18 protein-coding genes are annotated in these 26,929 nt (G+C 46.8%); 8 read left to right on the plus strand and 10 right to left on the minus strand.

Going from position 1 to position 26,929, the window contains the following annotated elements:
- Window positions 1-8 precede the first annotated feature (8 nt).
- From uxuA to BLR32_RS23900, 3 genes are all read left to right on the plus strand, one after another.
- On the plus strand, window positions 9-1,184 hold the full coding sequence (uxuA, locus tag BLR32_RS23890; protein ID WP_089835456.1) for a mannonate dehydratase: 1,176 nt from the start codon (window positions 9-11) through the stop codon (window positions 1,182-1,184).
- Window positions 1,185-1,304: 120 nt separating this feature from the next.
- On the plus strand, window positions 1,305-1,781 hold the full coding sequence (locus tag BLR32_RS23895) for a MarR family winged helix-turn-helix transcriptional regulator (RefSeq protein WP_089835367.1): 477 nt from the start codon (window positions 1,305-1,307) through the stop codon (window positions 1,779-1,781).
- A 308-nt stretch (window positions 1,782-2,089) separates the two neighbouring features.
- The gene (locus BLR32_RS23900; protein WP_176842412.1) at window positions 2,090-3,022 is read left to right on the plus strand and encodes a tetratricopeptide repeat protein; all 933 of its coding nucleotides are present in this window, start codon (window positions 2,090-2,092) and stop codon (window positions 3,020-3,022) included.
- Between the two features lies 1 nt (window position 3,023).
- Here the strand turns inward: BLR32_RS23900 and BLR32_RS23905 are convergent, their stop codons facing one another.
- Window positions 3,024-3,260, minus strand: coding sequence for a hypothetical protein (locus BLR32_RS23905; protein ID WP_089835369.1), 237 nt, complete (start codon window positions 3,258-3,260; stop codon window positions 3,024-3,026).
- Window positions 3,261-3,422: 162 nt separating this feature from the next.
- Between BLR32_RS23905 and BLR32_RS23910 the strand changes: the two genes are divergently transcribed.
- Both BLR32_RS23910 and BLR32_RS23915 read left to right on the plus strand, forming a co-directional pair.
- Entirely contained in the window at window positions 3,423-4,283 is an 861-nt protein-coding gene (locus tag BLR32_RS23910) for a helix-turn-helix domain-containing protein (protein WP_089835370.1), read from the plus strand.
- A gap of 42 nt (window positions 4,284-4,325) precedes the next feature.
- Complete coding sequence (locus tag BLR32_RS23915) at window positions 4,326-4,985, plus strand: siderophore-interacting protein (protein WP_089835371.1); 660 nt, start codon at window positions 4,326-4,328, stop codon at window positions 4,983-4,985.
- A 45-nt stretch (window positions 4,986-5,030) separates the two neighbouring features.
- Here the strand turns inward: BLR32_RS23915 and BLR32_RS23920 are convergent, their stop codons facing one another.
- The 8 genes from BLR32_RS23920 to BLR32_RS23960 all read right to left on the minus strand — a co-directional run bounded on the left by BLR32_RS23920 (window position 5,031) and on the right by BLR32_RS23960 (window position 19,397).
- Window positions 5,031-6,551, minus strand: a complete 1,521-nt coding sequence (locus BLR32_RS23920) for a RagB/SusD family nutrient uptake outer membrane protein (RefSeq protein ID WP_089835372.1) — start codon at window positions 6,549-6,551, stop codon at window positions 5,031-5,033.
- Window positions 6,552-6,562: 11 nt separating this feature from the next.
- Window positions 6,563-9,670, minus strand: coding sequence for a SusC/RagA family TonB-linked outer membrane protein (locus BLR32_RS23925; RefSeq protein ID WP_089835373.1), 3,108 nt, complete (start codon window positions 9,668-9,670; stop codon window positions 6,563-6,565).
- Between the two features lie 310 nt (window positions 9,671-9,980).
- A complete protein-coding gene (locus BLR32_RS23930; RefSeq protein WP_143011558.1) occupies window positions 9,981-10,577 on the minus strand; it encodes a response regulator transcription factor in 597 nt (198 codons plus the stop codon).
- Between the two features lie 991 nt (window positions 10,578-11,568).
- Window positions 11,569-11,883 (minus strand): LytTR family transcriptional regulator DNA-binding domain-containing protein, encoded by a 315-nt coding sequence (locus tag BLR32_RS23935; protein WP_089835375.1) that lies wholly within the window; start codon window positions 11,881-11,883, stop codon window positions 11,569-11,571.
- Window positions 11,884-12,196: 313 nt separating this feature from the next.
- Complete coding sequence (locus BLR32_RS23940) at window positions 12,197-12,487, minus strand: hypothetical protein (protein ID WP_089835376.1); 291 nt, start codon at window positions 12,485-12,487, stop codon at window positions 12,197-12,199.
- 791 nt (window positions 12,488-13,278) lie between these two features.
- Entirely contained in the window at window positions 13,279-13,980 is a 702-nt protein-coding gene (locus BLR32_RS23950; RefSeq protein WP_089835378.1) for an alpha/beta fold hydrolase, read from the minus strand.
- Between the two features lie 11 nt (window positions 13,981-13,991).
- Entirely contained in the window at window positions 13,992-16,577 is a 2,586-nt protein-coding gene (locus tag BLR32_RS23955) for a phosphatidylglycerol lysyltransferase domain-containing protein (protein WP_089835379.1), read from the minus strand.
- A 222-nt stretch (window positions 16,578-16,799) separates the two neighbouring features.
- Complete coding sequence (locus BLR32_RS23960) at window positions 16,800-19,397, minus strand: family 20 glycosylhydrolase (RefSeq protein WP_089835380.1); 2,598 nt, start codon at window positions 19,395-19,397, stop codon at window positions 16,800-16,802.
- Between the two features lie 148 nt (window positions 19,398-19,545).
- Here BLR32_RS23960 and BLR32_RS23965 point away from each other — a divergent pair, with 148 nt between their 5' ends.
- The 3 genes from BLR32_RS23965 (at window position 19,546) to BLR32_RS23975 (ending at window position 24,895) form a co-directional block, all read left to right on the plus strand.
- Window positions 19,546-20,364 carry a mechanosensitive ion channel family protein gene (locus tag BLR32_RS23965; RefSeq protein ID WP_089835381.1) on the plus strand — a complete coding sequence of 273 codons (819 nt, stop codon included), beginning with the start codon at window positions 19,546-19,548 and terminating at the stop codon, window positions 20,362-20,364.
- 39 nt (window positions 20,365-20,403) lie between these two features.
- On the plus strand, window positions 20,404-21,960 hold the full coding sequence (locus BLR32_RS23970) for an FMN-binding glutamate synthase family protein (protein WP_089835382.1): 1,557 nt from the start codon (window positions 20,404-20,406) through the stop codon (window positions 21,958-21,960).
- 121 nt (window positions 21,961-22,081) lie between these two features.
- Window positions 22,082-24,895, plus strand: a complete 2,814-nt coding sequence (locus BLR32_RS23975; protein ID WP_089835383.1) for a S8 family peptidase — start codon at window positions 22,082-22,084, stop codon at window positions 24,893-24,895.
- A gap of 375 nt (window positions 24,896-25,270) precedes the next feature.
- Here BLR32_RS23975 and BLR32_RS23980 read toward each other — a convergent pair whose 3' ends face one another.
- On the minus strand, window positions 25,271-26,719 hold the full coding sequence (locus BLR32_RS23980; protein WP_089835384.1) for an alpha-L-fucosidase: 1,449 nt from the start codon (window positions 26,717-26,719) through the stop codon (window positions 25,271-25,273).
- Window positions 26,720-26,929 lie beyond the last annotated feature (210 nt).

Raw genomic sequence — 26,929 nt, forward strand, 5'->3', positions numbered from 1 at the left:
ATATGCGTATGTTAAGAATGGAACAGACATGGCGTTGGTTCGGACCGAATGATCCGGTTAGCCTTGCCGACATTAAACAAGCCGGAGCAACCGGTATTGTAACGGCACTACATCATGTTCCCAACGGAGAGGTATGGACTGTAGAAGAAATATTGAAAAGGAAGGAGATGATCGAAGCAGCCGGTCTTAGCTGGTCTGTGGTGGAAAGTGTTCCTGTTCATGAGGATATCAAGACACAAAGCGGACGATTCAAAGAATACATACAGCACTACCAGCAATCGCTGCGCAACCTGGCGCAATGCGGTATTTATGTTGTGACTTACAACTTTATGCCGGTGCTGGACTGGACAAGGACCGACCTGGCTTATACCGTTGCTGATGGTTCCAGGGCATTGCGCTTTGAAAAAGCAGCCTTCCTGGCGTTCGACCTGTTCATGTTACAGCGCCCGGGCGCAGAGAACGATTATGATCCTGCGGAAATATCCATGGCGAAAGAACATTTTGACAGTATGACCGATGCAGAGAAAACTTTACTGCAAAGGAATATCATTGCCGGACTGCCAGGTTCTGAAGAGAGTTTTACCTTACAGCAATTCCAGGAAGCACTGGATAAATATAAAGGCATTGACGCCACCCAGCTGAAACTGCACCTGTTTTACTTCCTACAGCAAATAGCCCCTGTAGCTGAGGAAGTCGGCATTAAACTGGCTATCCATCCGGACGATCCTCCATTTCCTATCCTGGGACTGCCAAGGATCGTTAGTACTGAGCAGGATGCCAGGGAACTGCTGGCAGCTGCACCATATGCGGCCAACGGACTTTGTTTCTGCACCGGCTCTTACGGCGTACGTGCAGACAATGACCTGTCGGGCATGGTGGAACGTCTGGGCGAGCATATTCATTTTATACACCTCAGAAGTACACAAAGGGACAGTATTGGCAATTTCCACGAGGCCAATCACCTGGAAGGAGATGTGGACATGTACGCAGTAGTAAGGGCCTTACTGGCAATTATGCATAAGCGCAGCGTGTCTATCCCTATGCGTCCCGATCACGGTCACCAGATGCTGGACGACCTTCACAAAAAAACAAACCCCGGTTACAGTGCAATAGGCCGCCTACGGGGCCTGGCTGAACTACGGGGCCTGGAACTGGGTATTGCACGCTCCCTCTTCAACAAATGAAAGTCCACACCTGCCGCCCACTGGCAGCTCTATAAGGTTGGGATCAGGAATGAGAGGGTGAGCAGCTGGCTACAGGAACGCTGATGATATTTAATTTAATAGCTCCAAAAAAAATCAACCATGAACAGTTCACTGGATGAGCAACTAGAGCAGCATCTGGCGCAACGGCAACATAGTCTTATCAGGTTATTAGGCTTGTTGAAGAAGGATATGGATTGTAGAATAACCGGGAAACTACAACACAGGGGATACAACAACTTTAAACTGGGAGACCTTGTGCTGATCATCAATATTGAGCCACAAGGGACTATTAACAACGAGCTGGCTAAAAAAGCCCGTATCACCAAACAGGCTATGAGTAAAGTGGTGAAAAACCTGGAGGCGGAAGGGTACATCAGTACCTGTAAGCATGCCAGCGACAACCGGGCATCACTTATTTCACTGACAGATGAGGGTAAAAAACTGATTATCTGCGCGGCCGAGAGTTTTGAGGAAATACAGCAGGAGTACACCGATATGATCGGAGAAAAGGATGCCGCTGCCCTGAAAGAGATATTAAGAAAGCTGGTATTCAACCTGCATCCACAGCAATGCTGATCGCAGATTTTATTTTATCTCTTTTTGATATGGGCTAAATTCGGGCGGCACTGTAACGTTTATACTCATTTAAGTATAAAAATGTATGGCAGCTGCCTGCCATATAAATAAGAAACTTGTATCGTAGACGAAAAAATAAAACATAACTGTTCACTTTTATATGTTCAGCCCCAGATTCCGGCACAGGCATTGTATTATTATTTTTGTCTATTGACCAGTGATTTTATACTTTTAATATCAAGTAGCAGACGTAGCAACTTATGGTTTCCAGCCGGCTAATAAATAATGACGATGAATACATTGATGGTTTGCTAGACAGCTCCCCTGCCATTGTAGACGCTATATACAAGCGCTTCGCCCGTAAGGTGAAACATATGGTGACAGGTTGGGGAGGCAATATCAAGGAAGCAGCCAATGTATTCGAAGATGTCATAATGGCGATATACGATTATGCTCATCTTCACAAATTAACCCTGACCAATCACTTCGAGCCTTTTTTCCTGTATGCCTGTCAACTGAAATGGAAGCAGGATCTCATGCAAAAAGAGCCTGGTAAGGCCATGTCCTTCCATCCGGTAGCGCCCGCCCCCGGCCTTGACGAACAACATATCAGATACATTGAGGCAGCACTAGCTGCCCCCCACCCTCACGTCAAACACGGTGCGGACAATACCAGGGAAGAACTGGAAGAAATAATTGCTGACCAGCGTGAACGCTGGTTTCACACCAAAGATGGTCCCAATAGAAAAGTGAGCATCTACGTGATCATAACGGCAATAATAGGCGCTGGCCTTGCAGGACTATTGTTCGTTAGTCCCTGGCATAAAGACATCTACCGCCAGTTCTCAGGAACGGAGATGGTGCATGCCAATCATAAAGCAACAGAAAAGGATACCGCATTACTTATGCATCAGGCAGCAGCAGCCTTCAATCATGGTCATTTCAATAAAGCGATAGGTCTACTTAATCAGATTATAGTTAGGGACTCCTTAAATACAACAGCCCGTTACTACAGGGGAGTCAGCCTTGTAGACGAGGGTAATCTTGCAGAAGCGCGTAAAGATCTTGAGACGGTTTTCAACAGTCATTCACCACACCGCTATGACGCCGCTTTTTATATGGCATTAAGTTATATCCGTGAAAGAGATAAGCAACAATGCCTGGAATGGGTGCTTAAAATTCCGGAGAATGCGCCCATATACTGGAAAGCGGCAAGACTCAAAGAGGAACTGTCTTACTAGATCAGTTCAGGTGGATCATGTGCTTGCTGAAGTGGATAATACTTTCTACTTCACCTTTGATCAATTCGTAAATCTTAACATTGTCCTTCTTGATCATAATGAGTTGTTGCAGAACGAGGTAGTAGGTTTCTCCGCCGTGGCCACTCATCTGGGCCCTTAAAATCTCTTTTTTGACTTCTTCAAAACCAACAGCTCCCAGCTTTTGGTAGATTACGTTTAGTTCTTCAATCCATTTCATAGGTTATGTGTTTTTGCATAGGCATATAAATTTATTCATAATATAATTAATAAACAAGGGGTTGGAGATATTTTTTTTGTTGTGTCACCCATACAATTTATCCCTTTTTCATTCGTCTACATTCTGGAAACAATTCGTCCAAATTCTGGAAACTATTTCATCATGTCTGCTCCCGTCCCTTTGATCACCTCTCATGAGCTGGGAAATATTTCTCCGGCAGGTGTTCCTTTCTATATAGAAAAGCTCTCTTCAACTACGGTGAAAGATGAAAGAATGTTGCATCTGCACCGCCATGATTTTTATGTGCTTGGTCTGTGCCTCGAAGGCGCCACCACACATATGCTGGACTTTAAGCAGGTTACCATTAAGGCGGGAGAAATGTTGCTGCTCATTCCCGGACAGGTTCATCAGGCTATGGATATTGAAGGCTATGGCGTGAATGGCTACATGATCGCATTTAATGCCGACTTTCTGCTGCCTATTCAAACCGCGTTGCCGAATTATCCGGTGGGCCCCGTTCAGCTTCCCGCGGCAGATCTGCAACAGGCCTTGCTGATATTTAGTCAGCTGCAAAAAGAATATATAGAGCGCTCACCACAATTTGTGGCAATGTTACAGCATTACATGGCCCTGCTGATCATGCTCTTCCATCGTCATACTGCTCCTTATACACAAACGGGGCCACCGCTTCTCAGGCGCTATAAGGAATTACTGGCCACACATTTCAATGAATGGACAAAACCAGCCCAGTATGCCAGCGCCATGCACATCTCTGCCGATCATCTCAATGAAGTGATAAAACAACATACCGGACAAACACTTTCTGCACACATCAGTGAGCGGCGCATACTGGAAGCCAAGCGGCTTCTTTTACATGCAAAAGAGAGCATCAAAGAGATTGCCTGGCATCTGCAGTTCAATGAAGTATCTTATTTCAACCGCTTCTTCAAACAACATACTGGCTTTACGCCCGCGGCCTTCAGGGAGAAAGCCCGGGAAAAGTATCTATCTGACCCGGAATAGTATAAATACACGCCTTAACGGCTCCTTTAGCTTTGCATTACTATGTCATACCTGAAAGAAAAAGCCACGGCATTCCTGATGTCGCGGATAGGAAAACCTGCGCATGTAATTGCCGCGGAATATATTACAGACAGTCTGCTTGCCATCACACTACATATGCCTGAATTTGTGAAATGGCGCAGCTGTCAGCACCTGAAATTTGAAACGGAGAAATCCCACTTCCGTGACTATACGCTGGCGCAATGGGCTGAATCCAGCAAACAGGGCACCCTGCTCATAGATGTTGGTCATAAAGGCCCTGGTAGTAACTGGGCGAGGCAACTGCAACCAGGACAATCCCTGGTGTATGCCGGTCCGGGAGGAGGTTTTCATCAGCCTACAAATGCGCCTCACCTGGTCTGTATAGGTGATGCCAGCGCTATCGGGCAGTTTACCTCTTTATACCACAGAACAGAGTCCTCGCAGCAATTGCATGCACTTATCTGTCATCAACAGGCATTGCCTGCTACAATACTGGAGATGCCGGTTATTACCACATATGGGCATGTTGCAGGTATTGAACGCTGGTTGCTGCAGCAGCCCCTTCCCATGCATGATACAACATTCTATACTGCGGGGAATATCCCTCTGGTTGTGCAGATAAAAAAACTGCTTAAACGGTTGGGAGCGCAACAGGTAAAGGCTCAGGGGTTCTGGGAATAAAAAACGCCCCGTAGAAAACGGGGCGCCTCTTTATAGCCGAATTAATCAATTATACCCATCGTTCTGCTTCAGGTTACCACCTCCCAGGTCAATCTGACGCTGTGGAATCGGGAACACCTTATTCTTACCCGCAAATGTTTTGCCATGAGCAGCAAAAGCTGCGGCTGCCCGTCCGGGCGACAGTGCGTCCTGTCTGATCAGGTCAAAGAAGCGGTCATGCTCCATGCCCAGTTCCACTCTCCTTTCATGCCAGATGGATTCTCTGGTTACACTTGCAACAGGTCCCAGCCCGGCACGTGGATGTAATGCATTGATATCAGTTATCGCTGCACCCGGATTACCTAGAGCCAATGCTGCTTCTGCATGGATCAGCAGGATTTCGCCATAGCGCAATATGCGCAGATTCTTCGGCAGGCGTCCCCTGTTACCACAGTTTGACTCGGCAGTCTGGCTGTGATAAGACTTGTAATTATAACGGGGGTTCTCCACGCTGTCCCGGCTCGGTATGCGGAAACCATCCCAGAGGAAAGTACCGTTTGGATTGATGAAAATGATGGTAGCCGCCTCTCTGAGATCGCCATCGTCATACTCATCCAGCAGACTCTGGGAAGGGGTACCAAATCCCCAGCCAAGGTCAGCCCATCCAAACTTACCTCCGGCACGGGGAGCCTGGCATTCTGCATAGTTGGCGATAGCCGCTTCGCAGGCTGAATTGATGCCTGTCTGTACTTCAAACAGGGACTCTTTACTATTGGCCCCGGCTTCCCGCCAGATCTGGAAATAATTATCCAACAGGCCATAAGCGCCCACTTTCTGGGTGATGATGGAATCAGTGAGGCTGAATGCCCGCGCCCAGTTCTGTCGGTACAACATCACCTTAGCCAGCATACCGGCGGCAGCGCCTTTTGAGACCCTGCCATCGGCAGAACCGGCAGCGCCTTTAGTAGCGACATTTGCCAATGCAAACTCAAGATCTTCTATGATCAACGCATAGATATCATCTACACTTGCCTTGGTCTGAAAAGCTGCGCTACCCGCCTCCTGTGGTGTGATCACCCTGTCTATTTTAGGCACACCGCCAAAGAAGCGCACAAGATCAAAATAGAAATAGGCACGCAGGAAACGCACCTCTCCCATCAGCTGGTTTTTCATTGTCGCATCCAGCGTACTGGCATTGAGGGAAGCCAGGGCCTGATTGGCGCGTGATACTCCCAGGAAGAAAAGCCGCCAGATACTATTCAGGGTATTGACAGAAGCATCCATTGTCAGGTTGTCCAGGGCGCCGGAATTAGGCGTATCATCGCCGGTACTACTACCCTTATCTGCATCATCAGAGGCGATATTGGTCATTTGCACAAAAGCAAAGCCATGCATATCGCCTTCCCACATGGTATTATACACACCCACTACCAGTTTCTGGGCAGTGGCAGGGTCCAGGGCGGAAGCTTCCTGGTCCAGCTGTCCCTGAGGTTTTACATCCAGGTAGTTGCTGCAGGATGTGATGCCACTTAATAGTGCCGTCATGAGGCAGCACCAGATCGTTTTATGTTTATTTAAAAGGTTCATAGTTTTCCGTTTTAAAATGTGACATTAACACCCAGCGCAAAAGTGCGGGTGGTGGGATAAGCGTTCAGTTCAATACCAGCATCCAGGATACCGCTTTTGTTGTTGGTAGCATTCGCATCGTCAATAGTACCACCTGGCAATTCCGGGCTGAAGCCACTGAATTTCTTCAACGTGAAAAGGTTCTGTGAAGTAGCATAAACGCGGAAGCTGCTGATCCCGATGGATTTCATTGCTTTGGAAGGGAAGGTATATCCCAGCATCAGGTTGTTGAGACGCAGATAAGTACCTGATTCCACGAAATAGGTGGAAGCAGGCGTATTAGACATAATCAGCCGCGGATCGGTAGATGAGGGCCGGTCGGCCTTCCAGCGTTTCTCCGCATACTTCGCCTCTATATTATCTGCGGGATCAAAACGGAAAGCTTTTTTACCGTTATAGATCTTGTTACCTGCGTTGCCATAGAAGTTGGCGCTGAGATCAAATCCTTTATAATTAAGCCCCAGGTTAAACCCAAAGAAACATTTAGGCTGGAAGGAACCCGCATAGATTTTATCGTTGTCATCAATATCGCCGTCATCATCCACATCCCTGTATTTCAGATCGCCGGGGGCAGCACCTGGCTGTAACACATTGCCGTTTTTGCCTTTATAGTTATCTATTTCCGCCTGGTCCCGGAATACGCCAATAGCGTCTCTTACATAGAAACTACCTACAGGATGCCCATTGTCTGTACGGGTTACAAAACTCTGTTGACCAACATTCCCACCGAGCAGCGCCTGTCCGCCGTTAAGGCCAGTCAGCTCGTTGGTGTTAAAGGTGATATTACCGCCTATATTATAACTCAGGTCGTCGGTGATCTTATCCTTCCAGTTCAGGGAGATCTCCCAACCCTGGTTCTTAAAAGAGGCTGCATTGGTGATGTAGGAGTTGTCCTGGTCACCCAGGATAGCGGGAGTGTTTACGATCACTAACGCGTCTGTTGTTTTTTTACTGTAGTAGTCCACCTCGCCGCTCAATCTGTTCTTCAGCAGGGCGAATTCAAGGCCGACATCATATTGGGTGGTAGCCTCCCATTTCAGGAAAGGATCTTTGATCTCTTTCAGCGCACCGCCGATGCTGACGTTACCGCCAAAGACATAAGGAGCGTCTACACTGGTCACCGCTATATAAGCGTTGGTGGGAATATTGTCGTTACCCAGTTTACCCCAGCTGCCACGCAGTTTCAGGAAGTCAAAAACGCCTTTGTCTTTCATGAAACTTTCCTCAGAGATCACCCAGCCCAGCCCTACTGTCGGGAAATATCCCCAGCGGTCGCTGAACTTTGAGCTACCATCTGCACGAATGGAGGCGCTCAGCAGGTAGCGGCCATCATACCCGTAGTTGATACGTCCTACGAACGACTGACGGGCATATTTATCACCTACGTTCGCAATGGTCGACTGTACATTCGGATCTCCCAGATCGAGGTACCATAGGTATTCGCTTTCCGGTACATTGATACGTACTCCTTTCAGAGAGGTACTGTAGAAGCCTTCTGTTACGGAACCAGCCAGTACGGTGAGGGAGTGTTTGTCGAAGGTCTTGTCAAAAGTGATGGTATTATCCCAGATCCAGCCCTGTGAGCGATATTCTTCGCGGGTCAGGCGGCTGTTCTGATTTTGCTGGTTACCACCGGCCACCAGAAAGGTCTTGTCGTCATTAAAGTACTGGTAAGCGTAAATGCGGTCATTGCCGTATTTCAGGTCAGCATTAAAGCCTGAGCGAAGTTTCAGGAAGCGGAACGGGGAATATTCCAGGGCCACATTACCCTGCAAACGGTTTTCCTGGCGTCCGTCATTTCGTTTATTTATCGACAGCAAAGGGTTACCCACGTTGGCCCAGCCGGAGGTGTTACCATACCGGCCCCCTTCCATTGCCTTGATGATAGGAGCTGCTCTGTATACGTTGCGGTAGGTATCTCCCAGTTCTACATCGCGGGAAGTAGCCCGGGAATAGGATAGCTGGGCAGTGAAACGCAGCTCATCGGTAATATTGACTTCATTGTTAGCTCTGAAGGTGAACCGTTTGAAGTTGTTGGTAGTGATAATACCGTCTTCCTGTATATAGCCGCCACTCAGGTAATAGGTGCTTTTCTCGGAACCACCTGACACAGAGATGTTGTGGTTCATCTGGAAAGCCTTTCTGAGCACCTCATCATACCAGTTGGTGGTACCGTTGAATACGTAAGGATTGTTTATAGGGTCTTTACCTGGCGAAGCCTCGGCGAGGTAGTCGATATACTGGTCACGGCTGGCCATTTTAACCAGATTGGAGGCCTCCCGGAAACCAACGTTCGCATCATATCTTACCTGTGCGGCGCCGGCCTTCCCTTTACGGGTAGTAATGATGATAACACCATTGGCAGCACGCACACCATAGATAGCGGCGGAGGCATCTTTCAGTACATCCATGGTTAAGATGTCGGCAGTGGCAATGTTGCGGATATCATCCGTCAGAACCCCGTCTACCACGTACAAGGGGTTAGCGCCCGCCAATACGGAACCAGTACCGCGTACCCTGATCTGTGGCTGGGAGTTCGGTTGTCCGGAAGAGATGACCTGGACGCCGGCTATACGGCCCTGGGCCGCCTGTGTAACTGTCTGTACGGGCTGGGTCAACAGATCCTCTCCTTTGACGGAGGAAATAGACCCTGTCAGATCTTTTTTACGCTGAGTGCCGTATCCGACCACGACCACCTGTTCCAGCTGACTTTCTGAAGATTGCAGGATGATGTTCATGGGGGATGCTCCCGCCTTTACTTCCTGGCTTATATAACCGAGATATGAAAAGATGAGAGTATCTTTTCCTGCCGGCAGATTGATGGTGAAAGCGCCATCCGGACCAGAGGTAGTCCCTACGCTGGTACCTTTGACACGGACGGTCACTCCTATGAGACCAACTCCGTTATTATCCTTTACTGTCCCTCTTACAGGTCCTTCCTGTTCTGCCGGTCTACTGTTATGGGTAGAGGCGACCGTTCCCTCTGCCGGGTTAGATGCCTGCTGTGCCACAGCCGGAAAGGCCATAAGCAGGGCCAATAGCAGCAGGGCACCGGCTTTGTTTGTACCATTAATTCTCATAACGATGATTTTTGTTGCTTGGGTTTGATCAATTACTATGCTGACCGTCGATAGTTAAGTATTTAATAGTTCGTAAGTTCACTAGTGAAATATGACAGTTTAAAAAGTGAAGAAAGAGGCACGGGTAAACGGACAAGCGACCGCTGTACAATACATGGATTATTATGCTACGGGTACTGCGGGTTAGTACAAGCTCTCAAATGACACGGGTGACAAGCAGCTGCAGACAACCAGGTCTGGTCGAAAATAGCATGTTCCAGTTAGATAACAAAACAGGGAATAAAAAGTTATGGATGGGGAATGGACAGGCTCAGCTACCTACAAGTCTTTCCTGCATAGCTTTAACAATGGCGCCGGAACGGGAATTTACATCCAGCTTACGGTAGATATTCATAATGTGTGAGCGTACGGTGCCTACGCTGATATGACAATGTTCAGCTATTTTTTTATAGGTATCTCCATTTACAAGACAATCAAGTACTTCGAGTTCGCGTGGCGACAGGCCATAACGGTGTTCGTGACCATTGCTGGTCTTACGGTTAAAGAAGGCCAATACCTTTTGTACCGCGAGAATATTGGTCTGCATAGCCGCTTCATATACCTGGGAAAAGAAATTGGTCAGTGATGCAGGAGGACTCAGTGATATATTACGTGGATGAACGTTGGCTACAGAAAATTCATTACCATGCGCGGTGAACAGAATGATATTCATGTCAGGATAAGCTGCTTTTAATATACCGGCGGCCTCTGTGGGCGTTAATCCGGGAATATCCATGTCCATGAATACGATGTTACTTATATCTTTCGCTAACTGTTGGATAAGTTGTTTGGCTTCGCCCTGACCTTCTGCATCTAAAGCGTCGGCTTCATCAGTCTGTCCAGCGCTGTTACGCCTCACATTTTTCATAATGTTCTTTTTGGGTTTGAAATGTTGCGAAACCTCTTTCCGGTAAAGCAAGTACTGCCGATTCGTCTCTAAAAGTATGGCCACAATATGTTAAAACTGGCTAGATTTCATGGTTTCACATACTGAAACAAATTTGATACAAATACCAGCAGTAGTCAATCGGATAAGTATATGATTTTTCAATAAATACTAATAAACAAATTATTCAATATTAAAAATATCCCCAAACGAAAGGCGGGATATCCGGCAATAGAAGAGTTTGACATAGGTGTAACGCGGAGTAATTTTATGTCAGCAATTTACAGGTAAATACTGAAAAAACTAACCATGTGATGAAAGGATATGAAACAAGTTGTAAGTCGTTGGATGATATCTAAAAAGTGAGGTGTCCTTAACAATCGGTTAACCACGGATTCAAAATATTATCTCTAGTTTTGATATAAATAACCCTTTTTAGTACTGATTATCAAATATTTTATTTTGTTGCGGTTATCGATATTCTTGCCATTCTGAAATCCGCAACGGTTGACATGTGAATGTTCAGGGCCCTTACCCATCAGTTGGTAAGGGCTCTTTTTTTTTGTCTGGGGTTAGATTCCGGGCTACAAACGGATCAAGTTGAAAACTTGGAGGATTACCACCAGGCATATAGTTTAACAAGCCCTAAAAAGAAAGAAGTTTACGTCCCTCACGCTCTCAGCATTTCTAAATGATTCTAAGCATTAAATGATTCAGCCGCCGCATTGGCAGCGCTGTTCCCGACCTCGCATCACATTTCTGCACCGAATGGTTTTGATAATCCGCGTTCCGGCAGCTATCTGTCGGCCTACTGTAGGTTTACCATCGGCCTGGAGTCGGCATCCTATTAGGGTGCTAATTTGATATTAATATGCCATTTGAAGAGGGCTACAAATAGGAGGCCCACCACGGGGGGCCGTTGCGTTTTGTTTGATTTAACCTGGAGTTATTATCCGGCGTGTGCTGCGGACCGTTACAGCCAATGCGCGCTGATCGTACCTGTCTGTCTTTCCCGCTGTGGGATAAGCCCGGTTCGCATGTGGATATAGTCATCACAGATACCTGCAATATGGTGCAGGTTGATCATGAACTTACGCCTTACTGCCAGGAAGGAATCTTCCGGCAGGCGTGCCCAGATCTTTTCAGGAGAATCTTCGGTAATGATATGTGAATGAGTAAGGTGGAGTACGCAGCCATCTGCCCGGATCTCAACAAACTGAAGTTCCTGCAGAGGGATCCTGATACGCTGGCCTTTTGAGTGTACGTGAAATACGGAATGGTGATTCATTTTATCCTGAGTGGTGGTTATGGCTGATATAAAGTTTTTAATAGCATATAGAGTAAAAATCTAGCAGGTAACTGAATAGAAACCTGCGTACAGAAGCTTATGAAATCTAAACCGTCTTATGAGAAAAGTATTTTGAAAATTTGTTTGTTTGGATGTATATAGGAAAGATATAAAGGAATCAGCAATGGGTGGTTAACTGCCTGTTAATGGAATAGTTAATACGGAGTTAACTGCGGAGTGTCAGACTCCGCAGCAATTCCGTTCAGGCAAGGAAAATCCCCTGCAAATCCAATAAGAGCAGGAGGAAAACGAGTTACGGCAACAGGAACGAAATGTTCGTAAACATTCCCTGAAGGGCTATCAAGGCAAGCGTTAGGTTTTTCACAAAACGAATGTTGAATCCGCCCTTTTCCGAATAGTAGTAGCTTTCCTTATAGCGATCATATGCTATGGGAGCTCCCAGCTCTTTCATCATTTTAAGGAATTCAAATAATGTCCTTTCGGAAATGCGCAATCTTTTTGCAAGATGAGCGGGCTTCCCGGTTCCTTTGATCCTGATCAGATAATCAATGGTCTGCAGTCTTTCAAAATAACGTTTAGGCATGCTGGCATAGTGGGGTTTACAATGAACAGATTAAATGATAATTTCTTTTTGCTTCCTGGTTCGCATCGGCTTTCTCCGGGCTAATGTTGTGAGTAGCCATAATGTATGTGTCTTTTTGTATCGATTGCTGAATGCTATGATGATATGTTTCTTTTCGCAACGGCATCTTCATAAGACTTTAATTGATCCGGATCATACAAACAGGGTCCACCGTTTCCGGTAGCGATAAGTGCAATTTTCATAAACATATATTTTGAGGGTATACGATCAACTCAAATTCGCATAAAAGATGGCCCTTATGCAAGCTAAAGAAATGTACTGCTATTTTGTTGCAGCCCTGCTGGTTTTTGTTGTTGTATTTCATACAGCAAGAATAAACTCCCCCGGTTGAAACCTGGGGAGTATTCATCAAAAACCAACCATTAAAAGTCTCTTCCACCGCGGTTTTCGTCTGCACAGCTCCACAACCGGGCAATGTCTTCTTTAAAAAATATTTATCCATTATAGCTGTAACCTTCAGATAACTTTTAAAACTCTCAGGTAGATACCTGAGGGCTTATCCATGGCTGACAAATAGTGGTATATCCTTTAACTATCTTTCGCTGCATCACTACGTTGTAATACTACAATACGCGCCGCAGAAATTAGTTAATAAGATGTTAACGGAATAAAATTGTCCACCTCGCCTAAGCTAAGCTCATGTATATGAAAGATTTATAAAAGAGGGAAAGTAGATCGTTTTAGCAATGAAATGGAGGGTCGTTAACATGTTGTTAAGTGAAAAGGGAAACTTAGCGTTGTACGATGTACGAGAGTATCTGTTGTACCACGCTGACAGCATCGTCATTATAGTGATGCCCACCCGGCAACACCACCTGCTTGTAATTGCTGATAGTAAGCGCTTTACTGTCGAAATCCTTTTCATCCTGCCCGAATATCAGCAGCAAGGGCTTGCCCGTGATATTGTTCATAGCCGCTGGCACATTCATACTGCCAGGTGTACTTGTTCTCCCCAGCATGTCTGATATATGCACCACCATGTCTGTACTGGCAGAAGGCGACATAAATACCAGGTGATGCACCTGGTCCTGCAACATCGCAGGAAGCTTATGATAGATGAAAGGCAGCACATCTGCTCCCATTGAATACCCTACGAAAATAAACGAGTGATTGTTCCATTGCGCCGCATAATATTGCATCAGCGCTGCCACATCCGCAGCAGCCTGTTCCGGCGTCTTTTTACTCCAGAAGTATTTTAATGCATTCAGCCCGATAACAGGATATCCACGGCCCGCCAGTGTATTCACAATATCTACAGAAAACTTTTTCATTCCCCCGTCGCCGGTGATATAAAACACCACCGGATGCCCTGCCGCCGGAACTGCAGGCACCTTCACCGTTACAGGCAGGTTGCTGATATCGCGTTGTGCACTCACTGATATTGCGCCGGCCATTATTACCAGCAATAGCAACACATATTTTCCTCGTCTCATATTATTCCTGTTTACGCTCTCATTACCTTACTCAAAGCACCCGGTAACTGGATAAGATCAAAGTCATGTTCATATACCAGGTATTTATTGGACCACTCTGTTGCATACTTCTCTTTGAACTCACGCAAGCCGTGATAATGGCGGAAAGCTTTTATTTTTTCGTAAGCAAATTTCACTACCTGTTCAGCCGTATTCTGCGGCTGGCTGATACCTGACATTGGTACGAGACCCAGGTTGAGATATTGTAAGCCCTTCTCTTTTGCATTTTGTATCAGGGCAATGATCAACGCATCCATACAACCACCGGGGGCGTCTGTCCGTTTGCGGATCAGATCGTAGGTACACTCGCCCGGTGCATAGTCTGGGATGATATTCAGGAACGCCGCTATTCTTCCTTCCGGATCTGTTACTGTAATCACCTCCTGTTCCATGATTTCATCTGCATCAAACAGTCCCTGTGAGAATGTCATCTCTTTTACTTCATACTGTTCCAGCCACTCGTCTGACACTTCTTTCAATTCCTGTACCAGTACCGGCGACAAAGGCGCTGTATGGATCGTAGTGACATATCCCTTGGCGGCGAGACTATTCAAGCCATTGCGTAATGACTTCCTGTCTTTTCCGCTCAATGTGAATGCGGCGACATCCACAATACCCTCCTGCCCTATCAGCAGTTTCTTCTTGCGCAGATGTTCAAAGTAATACATGCTCTGCTCATCCACCCGGTAGAACGCGGGTTTTAGCCCCGTTTTAAGGCACTGCTTTTCAAACTCCTGCAGCAGGGGAAGTTTTACATCGTCTGCACATACAGGCTCTTCCAGTACAACAGCAAAACCATTCGCGATACGATATGATATAAAGCCCTGATGTTCCTCAGACACATACAGCAACTTATCATCTCCTACCTTAAAGTGATCCATTGCGGAACTACCATATTGACTCAGATAATATTGCGCTTTTTCCATCGCAGCATTACTTTGCTTGCCTGCAGGCAGGTAAGGCCGGATGATGGTATAGAACAGGAAGGTCCAGGCGCCCACACCCAATACCCTGATGGCGCTCAGGAACTCCCGTCCGAAACGGGTAAGCGGACGCAGACCATCATCCTCAAGTAGCAGGAAGCCATGAAAGGATGCCGTTAATGAATGCAACCAGGTGAACTCCATCCCGAAATGGCGGGCATGCAGAAAGTAAAAGCCGACCGTCCCGAAAATGAGCACTACCAGCAAGGTAGCAATCGCTGTCACCACGCCGATATTCATCAGTTGCCGGTTACTCTTCAGGCGGTACTGGCTGGCTGTAATGACCAGGATAATAGCCGTACCTAATGCCAGCGAGGCCTCTTCATAATCAAGCGCCTTACTCATATGTCCCAGCACTGACAACAGCGATACGGACAATGCCACAATCCAGGCATTGCGCAATCCACGGAAGAGGAATGTAGCCGTTACCAGCAGAATCAGTCCAAGGAATACGACCAGCAGGTTGGATGCATGGATGCTTTCCACCGGTATATAAGCCCTCAGCATCCTTAAACGGCCCCTCAGTGGAGGCGTGAGCACTGAAAAGATATTCACCATCCCCAGCAAAAAAATAAGCACCGGAGGGATCAATCTTAGCATTAGTTGTTTTCCTTTCAGCAGAAAAGCAACTACTCCGGCAACCAGTGGCAGCCAGAATTCAAAGAGACGGTATAATAAGGTTATTTCCAGCGCTTGTAATGAGGTGAAGCCATAGTTGGTCAACAGATAGGCAAGAGACAATTCTATGGCCCCTAAACCGCGTAAAAACGGGGATACGATCAGGAAGATGGTGGCAACAATATAGCCTACGCAGGCAGCCTCCAGGGAAGGAGTAGCGCCTGTCGCCATCATACTGATATACAGGTGGGCAATACCCACGATCTCTATCCCGGCAGACACCAGGACGGTATGGATAAAAGAGGTACGGTTCAGGTTAAAAGCGAAGATCTCATCCACATGGCTTACTACGCCCGGGAAATACTTCGCCATCAGGTTGTAGGCAGCCCCCCTGGTTTGCATAGACCGCACCAGCCATGCTACGCATCCCAGCACTCCACAGATAGCGATCAGGCCAATCACCGCCTGGAACATCGACTCATCATGCAGAATGGCATACCCTACGACAGGAATACCTACCAGGAACACGGAAAAGATACCGGTGAACCCATAAATACCAGATGCCTGGTGCACCTGTTGTTTGTTAATATGGCTGCGACGAAGATTCTGTGGCAGATAAGCCAGTGAGCTGACACCTCCCGCAGGTAGAAAAATACTCAGCAGATTTCTTTTCAGAAAAAGTTCAGTACCAAGATGCAGGTCGAGTTTCCCACCTACTGAACGGAAGCTATATCGGTACATTAACGCCTGCAGCAGGATATATCCTCCGGTGAGCAGGATACCGGCAATCACCCAAAAGCGGTTTGCCTTTTCAATAGCGGGTCCGAGTGCATACAACTCATGTCGTTGCTGCCGGAAAAAGTAGATGGCAAGTAATATGAAGAGTACGGCTAATAATTCCTTCCAATGCAACTTCCGCATTATAGTTCCGAGGTTCAGTTTGTCCTTTAGCGCCATTACAGGTTATGGTTTAATGGATAAATGTTCACGACATTCTTCACAAAGCTACGGGGAAGTTGAAAGGCAAAACCAGCGGGGGAAGTACTTTAATGAGATTTTAAGGCCATAGATCAAGATAAAATGGCCACCAGTAAGGGGAGAGAAGCAACAGGCGCTGCCAGGTAGGACCGGGTAAATTAACCCCAATTTAAGCTGTTATTAAAGTAAAAAAGGTGATGACTATAAGTCACCACCTTTTGATAATGTTTGCGCTCTGAGCGGATTAATGACTGTGGCAGTCCTGCTGCCCCGTCCCCGCGTATCGAATGCTTTAAAGCGGATCGTTCCTTTTTCAGTGACCGGCCCTGTATAGATCTTACTCTTGTTATCAGGCTCCTTTCCATCTGTTGTGTAACGTAAGGTGAAACCCGGCAACTGTATATTGGCAGTAACAGCACCATTGTTCAGTTGTAATCCCGGTGTAGGTATGCGGTAATTGTAACCACCATTGTAATGATCCAGTCTTACCAGTTCTCTTTTACCCACTACATTCACAAAAGTATTCCAGGCGTTGTTATACAACTGCTCACTACGGGCACTGTCTTTCTCTGTTGCCCACTCCGGATTCTTTGCCCAGGCACGTTCTGCGAGTCCCAGTAACTTCGGCAGGATCATATATTCCATGCGCGCGGAATTCTTTACTGTTTCGCTCCACAGTAATCCCTGTACACCAACAATGTTGTCTGCACCATAAGCCGTCAGCGGATCTTTTCCTTTGAAGATATCCGGATTCAGACGGTTACCCAATGCATCTACTTTTGAATTCTTGTAGTAATTCTCCGGGATGAAATAGAATGGTTTGTCGATGTCTACAAAACCGCCCCAATAAAATCCGGGTTCTTCGAAAGACTTCATATAAGCCATGTCGAAATACAGGTTGCTTACGCCTGATAATACTACTTTATAGTTCGCATTAGCCAGCCTGTAAGCCAGGTCTTCTGCACCGCCTCCCATTACGTTATTCCATACATCCACCATAAAACCATTGTTGCTGAAATCCGGGTTAGGAATATAATGAGGTCTGCCATCAACAGTAGTCTTACGCATGCCCATCTCTTCCCATCCGTATTGCTTCAGTCCACGCGCTTTCAACAGTGAATATACTTTACCGTAGTAATAGTACCAGAGATCATCCGTGTTTTTGATCGTCTTATCCTGCTGCATCAAAGCCTGTACTACCGGCGATTTTGTCCATACACCCGCAGGCACTTCATCACCGCCCATGTGTACATATTCCAGCGGTACACCAGCTTCTTTGTAATACGCCTGCAAACCATCTACTACCTTATCGAGGAAGGTATAGACTGATGGTAATGCCACGTTGATCACATTATCATTCCAGTTCTGTACAGAGTGATATACTGATTGGTCCTCCAGGTCTGACAACAGGTATTGTGTTGCTTCAGCATTTTTTCCTGCTGCCTGTAATTTCGCGTAACGGGCTTCCATCGCTTTTACTGCAGCACGTGCGTGACCGGGCGTTTCTATTTCAGGGATAACAGTGATATGTCTGTCTGCAGCATATTTCAGTATTTCCAGAAAATCCTGTTTTGTATAAAAGCCGCTGCCTGCTGTATCTGTTATGTCAGGTCCTGAGCCATAAGAAGGCAGCAGGTGATCCTTTTCGTCTACAGTATGACCGCGATGACCGCCTACTTCTGTCAGTTCAGGCAAACCGGGTATTTCCAGTCTCCAGCCCTCATCATCTGTGAGGTGGAAATGAAATACGTTCAGTTTATACAGGGACATTAATTCCAGCAGTCGTAATACATCCTGTTTACTGTGGAAGTTGCGGGACACATCGAGCATAAATGCACGGTAGCCGTAACGCGGTACATCCTTTACCTGTATGGCTGGCACTTGTATAGTTTTCTGTACGCCAGCCCAGGAAGCGGGAGGCAATATACTTTTCAAGGTCTGAATACCGTAAAAAATACCCGCGGCATCGGCAGCTTTGATGGTCACACCCTGCGGAGTTACCTGCAGCGAATAGGCTTCAGGCGCCAGGCTGGCATCTTCCTGCAAAGCAATACCGTTACCACTGCCAACCGCTGGTTTAGTACCCAGCAATTTTCCCAGTTCATCCGCCAGGTAAGCACTCTCTTTTGCAAATGCAGGCGCTGCATTGATCTGTATACCGGTCTGTAGCACATAAGTGCCTGTACCGGGTATAACTTCCTGCGGTGTGGGGAATACCAGCGGCAACTGTTCGGCGGGAATATCCTTAATGTTCTTATTCTGAGCATACACATCCGCGGGAGTGGTCAGTGCTGTTTTGTCGCCCGGGAAGCGCAGATATTGTTTAGGCTGGGTAGAAGGACGTATTTCCAGCGGGGGCAGGCGATAACCTTTAGCAGGCTCCTTATCCCATACCAGGTACAGTCCATCAGGCGCATCTGTAAAGTTCACGGCCCAGGCATCTCCTACCATTTCAACGCGGATGGAATCGCCAGGGGCAATGCCCTTACTGTCATCCGCAGGAGATAACTTATATAGATCGCCGTTTACATGTGCAGCTGTTACCCCACCGGTGGTAGCGCCTTCCTTCACTGACCTCACGAAATTAAAATACAGCTGCCAGCCCTTTGCGGGAAAAGCAGTCTTGCCTTTGTTTACGATGGTAAAGGCAGAAAGGAACTGAGCTTTCCCCTGGTGGTTGTTTTCCACTACTTCCCATGAAACCTTTATCCTGGAGGCGTCAAACGGCGCCTGTGCATGCGAAGGGGCTACTGCTCCCGTGAGCAGGCCACATGCTAATATCAGATGGCGAAATTGCATAAGCTGAAAAAAGTTGTCCCGTAAGATAAGGTTATACCCTCTTAAAACAAACTGAAACTGTCCCGGTTTTTCCGCAATTGACCGGTTCCAGGCAGATGGCACAGTTATTAGATAGTCTAAGTATCTGTTTCATCAAAACCTGCTTATTATGAATAAAAGTTTTTCGAGCTGGGGAGACCTGATATGGGATAAGCTGCACCGGTGGGCAACTGCAGGTATTAAAATGCTTCCCAACATGGCGGTGGCTATTATCGTAGCGATTGCCTTTTTCCTGCTTGCCAGGCTTATTAAAATACTGGTGTATAAGTTCGTGTCAAAACTGTCGGACAACCCGGCATTAAGCGGCCTTTTCGCCAACATTTTCTCTATCATCGTCACCCTGATCGGTTTATTTGTGGCGCTGGAAGTACTCAAACTGGATAAGGCGGTATCCTCCCTGCTGGCAGGCGCCGGTATCATTGGTCTGGCGCTCGGCTTTGCATTCCAGGACCTGACGGCTAATTTCATTTCAGGTATCTTCATCACTTTCCGCCGGCCATTTGAAGTGGGGCACCAGATAGAGACAAATGGCTTTTGCGGAAATGTGGAAGACATACAGCTTCGTTCTACCCTGCTCCGCACCATCGACGGACTTCATGTCATCATTCCCAATAAAGATATCTTTCAGAAGCCTATCATTAATCATTCCCTCACGCCTGAACGGAGAACAGAAATTACTTTTAATGTACCCGCTGTACATGAAAGTGCCTTAGAGATCCAGCGGCTGGCCGCAGAAGCACTGAGAGGTGTGGATCACCTGGCGGAAAACAAACCGCCCGAGGTTTATTTCACCAATATTGACGGCGCCAATATCAAAGTGACCGTAGCCTGCTGGATCGTGAATGAGGATATCCGCACTTTTGAGGACACAAAAACCCAGCTCATTATGAAGATTACAGCAGTGTTAAAGAACAATAAGCTGATCTGATTTTTCCTAACTTAGCCCCTTATTAAAGGGAGCTTACATATGAAAGGATTTATTGCTTTTACGGTAGTCAGCCTGGCTTTTATTACCTGTCTGGGATATTTCTTCCCCTGGACCTGGTGGTTACTGGTACTGATATTGCCGTTGATTGTCATGGGGTTGATCGATATAACCCAAAAGAAACACGCCATCATGCGCAACTACCCTATCGTGGGTCGTCTGCGTTATTTTATGGAAGATATCCGTCCGAAGATCTACCAATACTTCGTGGAGAGTGATATTGACGGCAGCCCGGTAAACCGTGTAGACCGCTCTACCATTTACCAGCGTGCAAAAAGGGAATTGAACTCCCAACCATTTGGTACACAGTTCAATGTATACGCTGAAGGCTATGAATGGATGGCCCATTCCATCCAACCCAAAGCTTTTGACAAAATGAATAAAGATCCGCGTGTGCTGATTGGGGGCAATGATTGTACACAACCTTATTCCGCCAGCATCCTGAACGTTTCCGCTATGAGTTACGGATCTCTCAGCTCCAATGCGGTGCAGGCACTGAACGGAGGCGCTAAACTGGGCAATTTCGCTCACAATACCGGAGAAGGGGGTATCAGTGAACATCACCTGGCGCAGGGCGGTGATATTATCTGGCAGATCGGTACCGGTTATTTTGGTTGCCGTACGGCAGAAGGCAATTTTGATGAGAAGCTATTCTCCGATAAATGTGCCACTCCTCAGATTAAAATGATCGAACTAAAGATCTCCCAGGGCGCGAAACCGGGTCATGGAGGGATATTACCTGCCTCCAAGAATACGCCTGAAATTGCGGCTATCCGTCACGTGCAACCGCATACTACCGTGGCGTCTCCGCCTTATCATACCGCTTTCAATACACCCCGGCAGATGGTGCAGTTCATTGCCCGTATGCGGCAGCTGAGCGGAGGGAAACCGGTAGGTTTTAAACTCTGTATCGGACAAAAAAGGGAGTTCCACGCTATTTGTAAAGCTATGCTGGAAACAGGCCATTATCCTGACTTCATTACGGTGGATGGCGGCGAAGGTGGTACCGGCGCAGCTCCTCCTGAATTCTCCAACTCTGTAGGTATGCCGCTGATGGACGCACTGGCATTTGTGCATGATACCCTGACCGGCTATAATATCCGCAATAAAGTGAAAGTGATCGCTTCCGGTAAGATCCTGACCGGTTTCCATATCCTTCGCGCACTGGCTTTGGGGGCAGATGCCTGCAACAGCGCCCGCGCCATGATGATGGCTCTTGGCTGTATACAGGCGCTGGTATGTAATACAAACCGCTGTCCTACAGGCGTGGCTACCCAGGACAAATGGCTGATGGCGGGTCTGGTGGTAGACGACAAGAAGCACCGCGTATCCAATTATCACCAGGATACGATAGAAAGCGCTATAGAACTGGCGGCTGCAGCAGGTCTGGCAACACCACACCACATCACCCGCAGTCACATATCCCGCCGCGTGTTCATGAACCAGGTAAAAACATTCGAGGAAATATACCCCAGCACTCCTGCCGGCTCATTGCTGACCGGACAGGAAATGGAGACGGTGAGCATAGACGCATGGTAAGGAACTGACGATTAAGAATCAGGAATTTAATCCCGTTATACTCATCCGCCACTAATTCCTGATTCTTAATTCCTGACTTTTTTATTTACATTCATGTCTCAACCAAAATTGTTACCCATACATGAATGCCCGTGTTCCGATATTATTTCTATTCCTGCTGATCAATTTGTTCATTCCCTATGCTGTATCCGCTCAGCAACGTACTACTACCGATAGCATTGTACTTCGTTATGCAGATACCACAGCCACACCTTCCGGATACTTTCTCGTAAAATTTGATGCATTTCCTGGTAGCGCCTTGTTACAAAAACATGGGCTGACAAAAACACTCAGTCCCCGGCATCATATTCTGCAGCGCGCACTGTTCGATTCTGTTGAAGCGAAACACGTAATGCAGATCTATCCTGCTAATTATAACTGGAAGTGTAGTGATGCCCTTGTCAGGGATATCGGTACGTTACAACTACGGGATAGCCTGCTGGTGCAGGTATCGTTTAATAATACTGTTAATACCCTTCAATATTGCCGTCCGCTGTCTGCTGCTTCGTCTTATCCTGTTGTGATAGCAAGTGTAAAGATGAAAGACTGGGCCTTATTTACCGCACAACCTAATGTGCGCTTCGTAGACAGATTCCGTACTGCGCGCACAGAGGTGGCTATCAACAATGCGCTGCCTTCTGTTGACTATATCAATGTGCTACACCAGCAATATCCCGCCTTACAAGGCAACAACCATACTGTGGGCATCAAGGAAGAATGGTTTGACACTACTGATATTGACCTTTTAGGAAAAGCGGTTCCTTCTCCGCTTGCAGCTACTACCATCAATCCGCATGCAACCATGATGGCCACGCTGATTGCCGGTCTTGGGAATACAGGCCCCAGTGGTAAAGGTGTTGCTGTAAAGGCCAGGTTAAGCTCTTCTAATTATCAGCGGCTATTGCCGGATGAGAACAATTATTTTAAGAACGCCAATATTATCGTACAGAATCATTCTTATGGTACCACCCTTGAGAATTATTATGGCGCAGAAGCAGTAGCATATGATCAACAGGTATATACACTGGATACACTATTGCATATTTTTTCTTCGGGCAACATCGGCAATAGCGCTCCTGCTGATGGTATCTATAAGGGATTACCAGGTTATGCCAATCTCAGTGGTACTTTTAAACAGGCAAAGAATGTACTGGTGATAGGTGGGATTGATACCGGTTATAATGTTCCCGTGCTCAGTTCAAAAGGTCCTGCCTTTGATGGCCGCATCTCTCCACAGCTGGTGGCTTACGGACAAGCCGGCACTTCTGATGCTGCGGCGACTACGACCGGTATTGCCACAATTGTACAGGAGGCTTTTCAGCAGGAGTTTAGCAGTACGCCTTCATCCGCGATGGTGAAGGCTATCATGGTCAACAGTGCAGATGATATTAATACGCCCGGGCCGGATTATAGCAGCGGATATGGCTTACTGAATGCTGTTGCAGCGGTGCGTACGATTAATGACAAACGGCTTTCCAGTGGTGTGGTAACCACGGGGAATAGTGTAAGTATTCCTGTCAATGTACCACCCAATACCGCCAGGCTGAAGATCACGCTTTGCTGGAATGATCCTGCTGCGACAGAGAATATTAGTAAATCCCTGCTTAACGACCTGGACCTGTCTGTTACAGACAATACAGGCAAGAGTTACCTGCCCTGGTTACTGAGCACCTACCCTTCTGCGGATTCCCTCTCTGCACCCGCCCGCCATGGCAGGGATAGTATCAATAATGTGGAACAGGTATCTATTGAGTTGCCGGCAACACGAACGGTGAACATCCAGGTGTCTGCCCGGCAACTATCGGCAGGTACTACGCAACGCTTTCATATTGCCTGGCAGGCTATTCCCCTGTCTTCCTTTGAATGGCAATATCCGGCTGCCGGCGAACAACTTACTGCCGGAGATAATATTGCGATACGCTGGCGTACACCTCATACCGGCAACGGTACGCTTTCCTTCAGTGCAGACAGTGGACGTAGCTGGACACCGATAGCAGTTGATATTCCACTGGCAGGTGCGAATAGTCGCTGGAATATTCCCGCCATTTTTAGTAAAGGCTTACTGCGGATGAGTACTACGGATACAACCTGGACGAGTGATTATTTCAATATATCTACTCCGATAAACATTAATGTAGGGTATAATTGTCCGGATACATTGCAGATAAACTGGCGTCCTATAGACAATGCTTCCGGTTATGAAGTATATACCATGCAAGGGAAGTTGTTGTCTCTTATCAGTACTACAACGGATACAGTGCTACTTATTTCTAAGGCACAATTGTCATCTCCTTATATCTCGGTCACACCACGACATAAAGATGGATGGAGCGGATTACAGAGCGCCACTTATAACTATGAACAGCAGGGTGTGCTTTGCTTTTTCAGACAGATACTGGCAGACGTGCTGGCAGATAATAGTGTTGATGTTACCGTAGTGCTAAGCACGCAATACAGGGTGAAAAAGATCTATTGGGAACGCTTACAGGTAAACGACTTTGTGGTGCTATCCAGCCAGGATATCAGCTCCAGCGATCAATATATTTATAAAGATCATCCAAGCCATTCTGGTATCTTTTATTATCGTGTGAAGTTGGAATTAACTGATGGCCGTTTCATTTATTCTGATGTGCAGTCGGTGCAGATATTGATCAACCAGGAGTTTCATTTATTCCCGGTGCCGGCTTCACAGCAACTCACGCTGCTCAGTAGTCGTCTTGGTGATTTGCAGATACGTTTCGTAGATATGAATGGCCGTACGGTGTTCACACGGCAGCTGACGCAGATGCGGGAGACTTATTCGCTGAAGGGAATGGCCGCGGGTGTTTATATCTGTGTAATCTATGAAGGAGAAAGGAAAATATTCACGAAGCGGTTTGTGAAGTTGACGGATTGATGTTATTGCGGCGGTTGATGTTCGTCATAAACCTCCCCGGGTGTCGCTATCGTGATTTCCCAGTGTTGAAGCTATAGCCACTTTTCATTCACGCTAAGTAGCTTCGGTTTCAGTATGGGATGGCGGTCGGCGCCTCTCCTTCTTTGGAATGCTATTGAGCGTTGTCAAGCGAATAGGGGGTTGAATATACATGGGGCAGTATCGGTCGTGTTGCCGGAGAGCCGAAGGCCCGCCCTTCCCACCTGAAACCGCCTGCTACTTCCGCGTCGCTCTTAAATGGTTAGGCGGCTAGCTTATCAGAGTAAGGAGGTTGCATCAAATTACTTTTGCTGCTGATACAACCTCCTTTGCGTTTTGTTAATTGATATTTGTTAACTACTGTATCTTCACTACAAACAGGTTGCTGGTAATATCTCCGGGCCGTAAACCAGACAGATTGATTACACAATCCTTGCCTTGTTGCTGCCAGGTAATGGATTTATTACAACCCAGAATTACTGCTTTGGCGTTTTTCGCCGGTGTGAAGTCCTTTATCTTTAATTGTGGTTCATAACCGGTCGCGATACAATACAAGGCGTCATCCTTCTTTGTAAAGAACATCTCAATATGTGCGTGTTCTTTGGATGGTTTTACCATCTTTGCCACATTGTAATCAGACATGAAACTAGCCTCTTTCACCTGCGGACGTTTTCCTGCGCTCCACTGACGCGTCTCTTTCCATGGTTTTGTATTGTAGATTGCTTCGCCATTCACTTCCAGCCAGGCACCGATATCTACTAACCTTTGCTGCATGATCACTGGTATGCGGCCATCTGCAGTGGGCCCTATATCGAGTAGCAGGTTACCACCACGGGAAACGATATCTATCAGCAATACGGTCAGGTCATTGCTTTTCTTGTAATCATTTACGGTTTCCATACGGTTATAGCCGTAGGAATTACCGATGCCCTGGCTTTCCTCCCATATTACACCGGGCTGCATACCACTGCCGTATTCAGAGGTGAGGTAAGTAGCGCCGTTGTTATGTCCTCTTGTATTACTACCCCAGCGGTCATCTACTACTACTTCATCTTTTACGGGAGATTCATTGAATAACCAGGCCAGTAATTCCGGACTGTGCCAGGCGGTATCTGATTGTTCCCATTCTCCGTCAGAAAAGATTACAGAAGGTTTATAACGTGTTACAAGGTCTTTGAACTGTGGTGTCATTACATGCTGTACGTAGCTGGCTTTATCTTTCTTCCATAATGGATTGAACCATTCATAGAGAGAATAATAGTAACCCATTTTCAGACCAGCCTTTCTGACTTCATTGGTAAGATCTCCCAACAGGTCTCTTTTAGGAGTACCTGTTACTGCGTTCCATGGGCGCCCCCATACAGAATCGGCCTGTTTGTTATCCCAAAGGCAATATCCTTCATGATGTTTGGAGGTCAGTACTACATACTTAGCTCCCGAACGGCGAAACACATCTGCCCATTGAGCAGGATCAAATAAAGAGGCGTTAAACTGTGATTCAAACTGCTGATAAGAGAAATCCTTACCATAGTTCTTATCATGAAATGCCCGCACTTTCTGATGCGTCTCATCCTTTGCACCATCCAATTGATACCAGTACCATTCGGAATAACCGCCTGGTCCCACCACTGCAAAGGAGGGAACCGCATACACACCCCAGTGTATAAAGATGCCAAACTTAGCTTCATTGAACCAGGCGGGAATACCACGCTTATTCAGTGAGGCCCAGTCGGCCGTATATTGCTGTGCCGCAAGTGGCGCACATCCTATAAAAAAAGCGGCTGCATAAAGGAAGAGTTTTTTCATAACTGTAGTTGTAGTTGATAGATGAGACCATGAATTGATAATACCCTTAAATATAAAATGACAGGGTAGGAATTCCTAATAGCATCTGCACAGGGACCGGTACAATATTAGTCTTCCGAGCATAGTTTCCAACCATATCTTCCCATATTCAGATCACTTCAGATTGCAATAACCTTTGACAATCCACAGGACTTCTAACTGAATATTCAT

It is taken from the genome of Chitinophaga filiformis, assembly GCF_900102545.1.
Lineage (GTDB): Bacteria > Bacteroidota > Bacteroidia > Chitinophagales > Chitinophagaceae > Chitinophaga > Chitinophaga filiformis.

Excerpts from the sequence above, each read along its gene's own strand:
- BLR32_RS23925 (WP_089835373.1), bottom strand. The coding sequence starts at position 9,670 with ATGAGAATTAATGGTACAAACAAAGCCGGTGCCCTGCTGCTATTGGCC.
- BLR32_RS23980 (WP_089835384.1), bottom strand. The coding sequence starts at position 26,719 with ATGAAAAAACTCTTCCTTTATGCAGCCGCTTTTTTTATAGGATGTGCG.
- uxuA (WP_089835456.1), top strand. The coding sequence starts at position 9 with ATGTTAAGAATGGAACAGACATGGCGTTGGTTCGGACCGAATGATCCG.
- BLR32_RS23975 (WP_089835383.1), top strand. The coding sequence starts at position 22,082 with ATGAATGCCCGTGTTCCGATATTATTTCTATTCCTGCTGATCAATTTG.
- BLR32_RS23895 (WP_089835367.1), top strand. The coding sequence starts at position 1,305 with ATGAACAGTTCACTGGATGAGCAACTAGAGCAGCATCTGGCGCAACGG.
- BLR32_RS23905 (WP_089835369.1), bottom strand. The coding sequence starts at position 3,260 with ATGAAATGGATTGAAGAACTAAACGTAATCTACCAAAAGCTGGGAGCT.
- BLR32_RS23960 (WP_089835380.1), bottom strand. The coding sequence starts at position 19,397 with ATGCAATTTCGCCATCTGATATTAGCATGTGGCCTGCTCACGGGAGCA.
- BLR32_RS23910 (WP_089835370.1), top strand. The coding sequence starts at position 3,423 with ATGTCTGCTCCCGTCCCTTTGATCACCTCTCATGAGCTGGGAAATATT.
- BLR32_RS23930 (WP_143011558.1), bottom strand. The coding sequence starts at position 10,577 with ATGAAAAATGTGAGGCGTAACAGCGCTGGACAGACTGATGAAGCCGAC.
- BLR32_RS23940 (WP_089835376.1), bottom strand. The coding sequence starts at position 12,487 with ATGCCTAAACGTTATTTTGAAAGACTGCAGACCATTGATTATCTGATC.
- BLR32_RS23950 (WP_089835378.1), bottom strand. The coding sequence starts at position 13,980 with ATGAGACGAGGAAAATATGTGTTGCTATTGCTGGTAATAATGGCCGGC.
- BLR32_RS23935 (WP_089835375.1), bottom strand. The coding sequence starts at position 11,883 with ATGAATCACCATTCCGTATTTCACGTACACTCAAAAGGCCAGCGTATC.
- BLR32_RS23970 (WP_089835382.1), top strand. The coding sequence starts at position 20,404 with ATGAAAGGATTTATTGCTTTTACGGTAGTCAGCCTGGCTTTTATTACC.
- BLR32_RS23915 (WP_089835371.1), top strand. The coding sequence starts at position 4,326 with ATGTCATACCTGAAAGAAAAAGCCACGGCATTCCTGATGTCGCGGATA.
- BLR32_RS23955 (WP_089835379.1), bottom strand. The coding sequence starts at position 16,577 with ATGGCGCTAAAGGACAAACTGAACCTCGGAACTATAATGCGGAAGTTG.
- BLR32_RS23920 (WP_089835372.1), bottom strand. The coding sequence starts at position 6,551 with ATGAACCTTTTAAATAAACATAAAACGATCTGGTGCTGCCTCATGACG.
- BLR32_RS23965 (WP_089835381.1), top strand. The coding sequence starts at position 19,546 with ATGAATAAAAGTTTTTCGAGCTGGGGAGACCTGATATGGGATAAGCTG.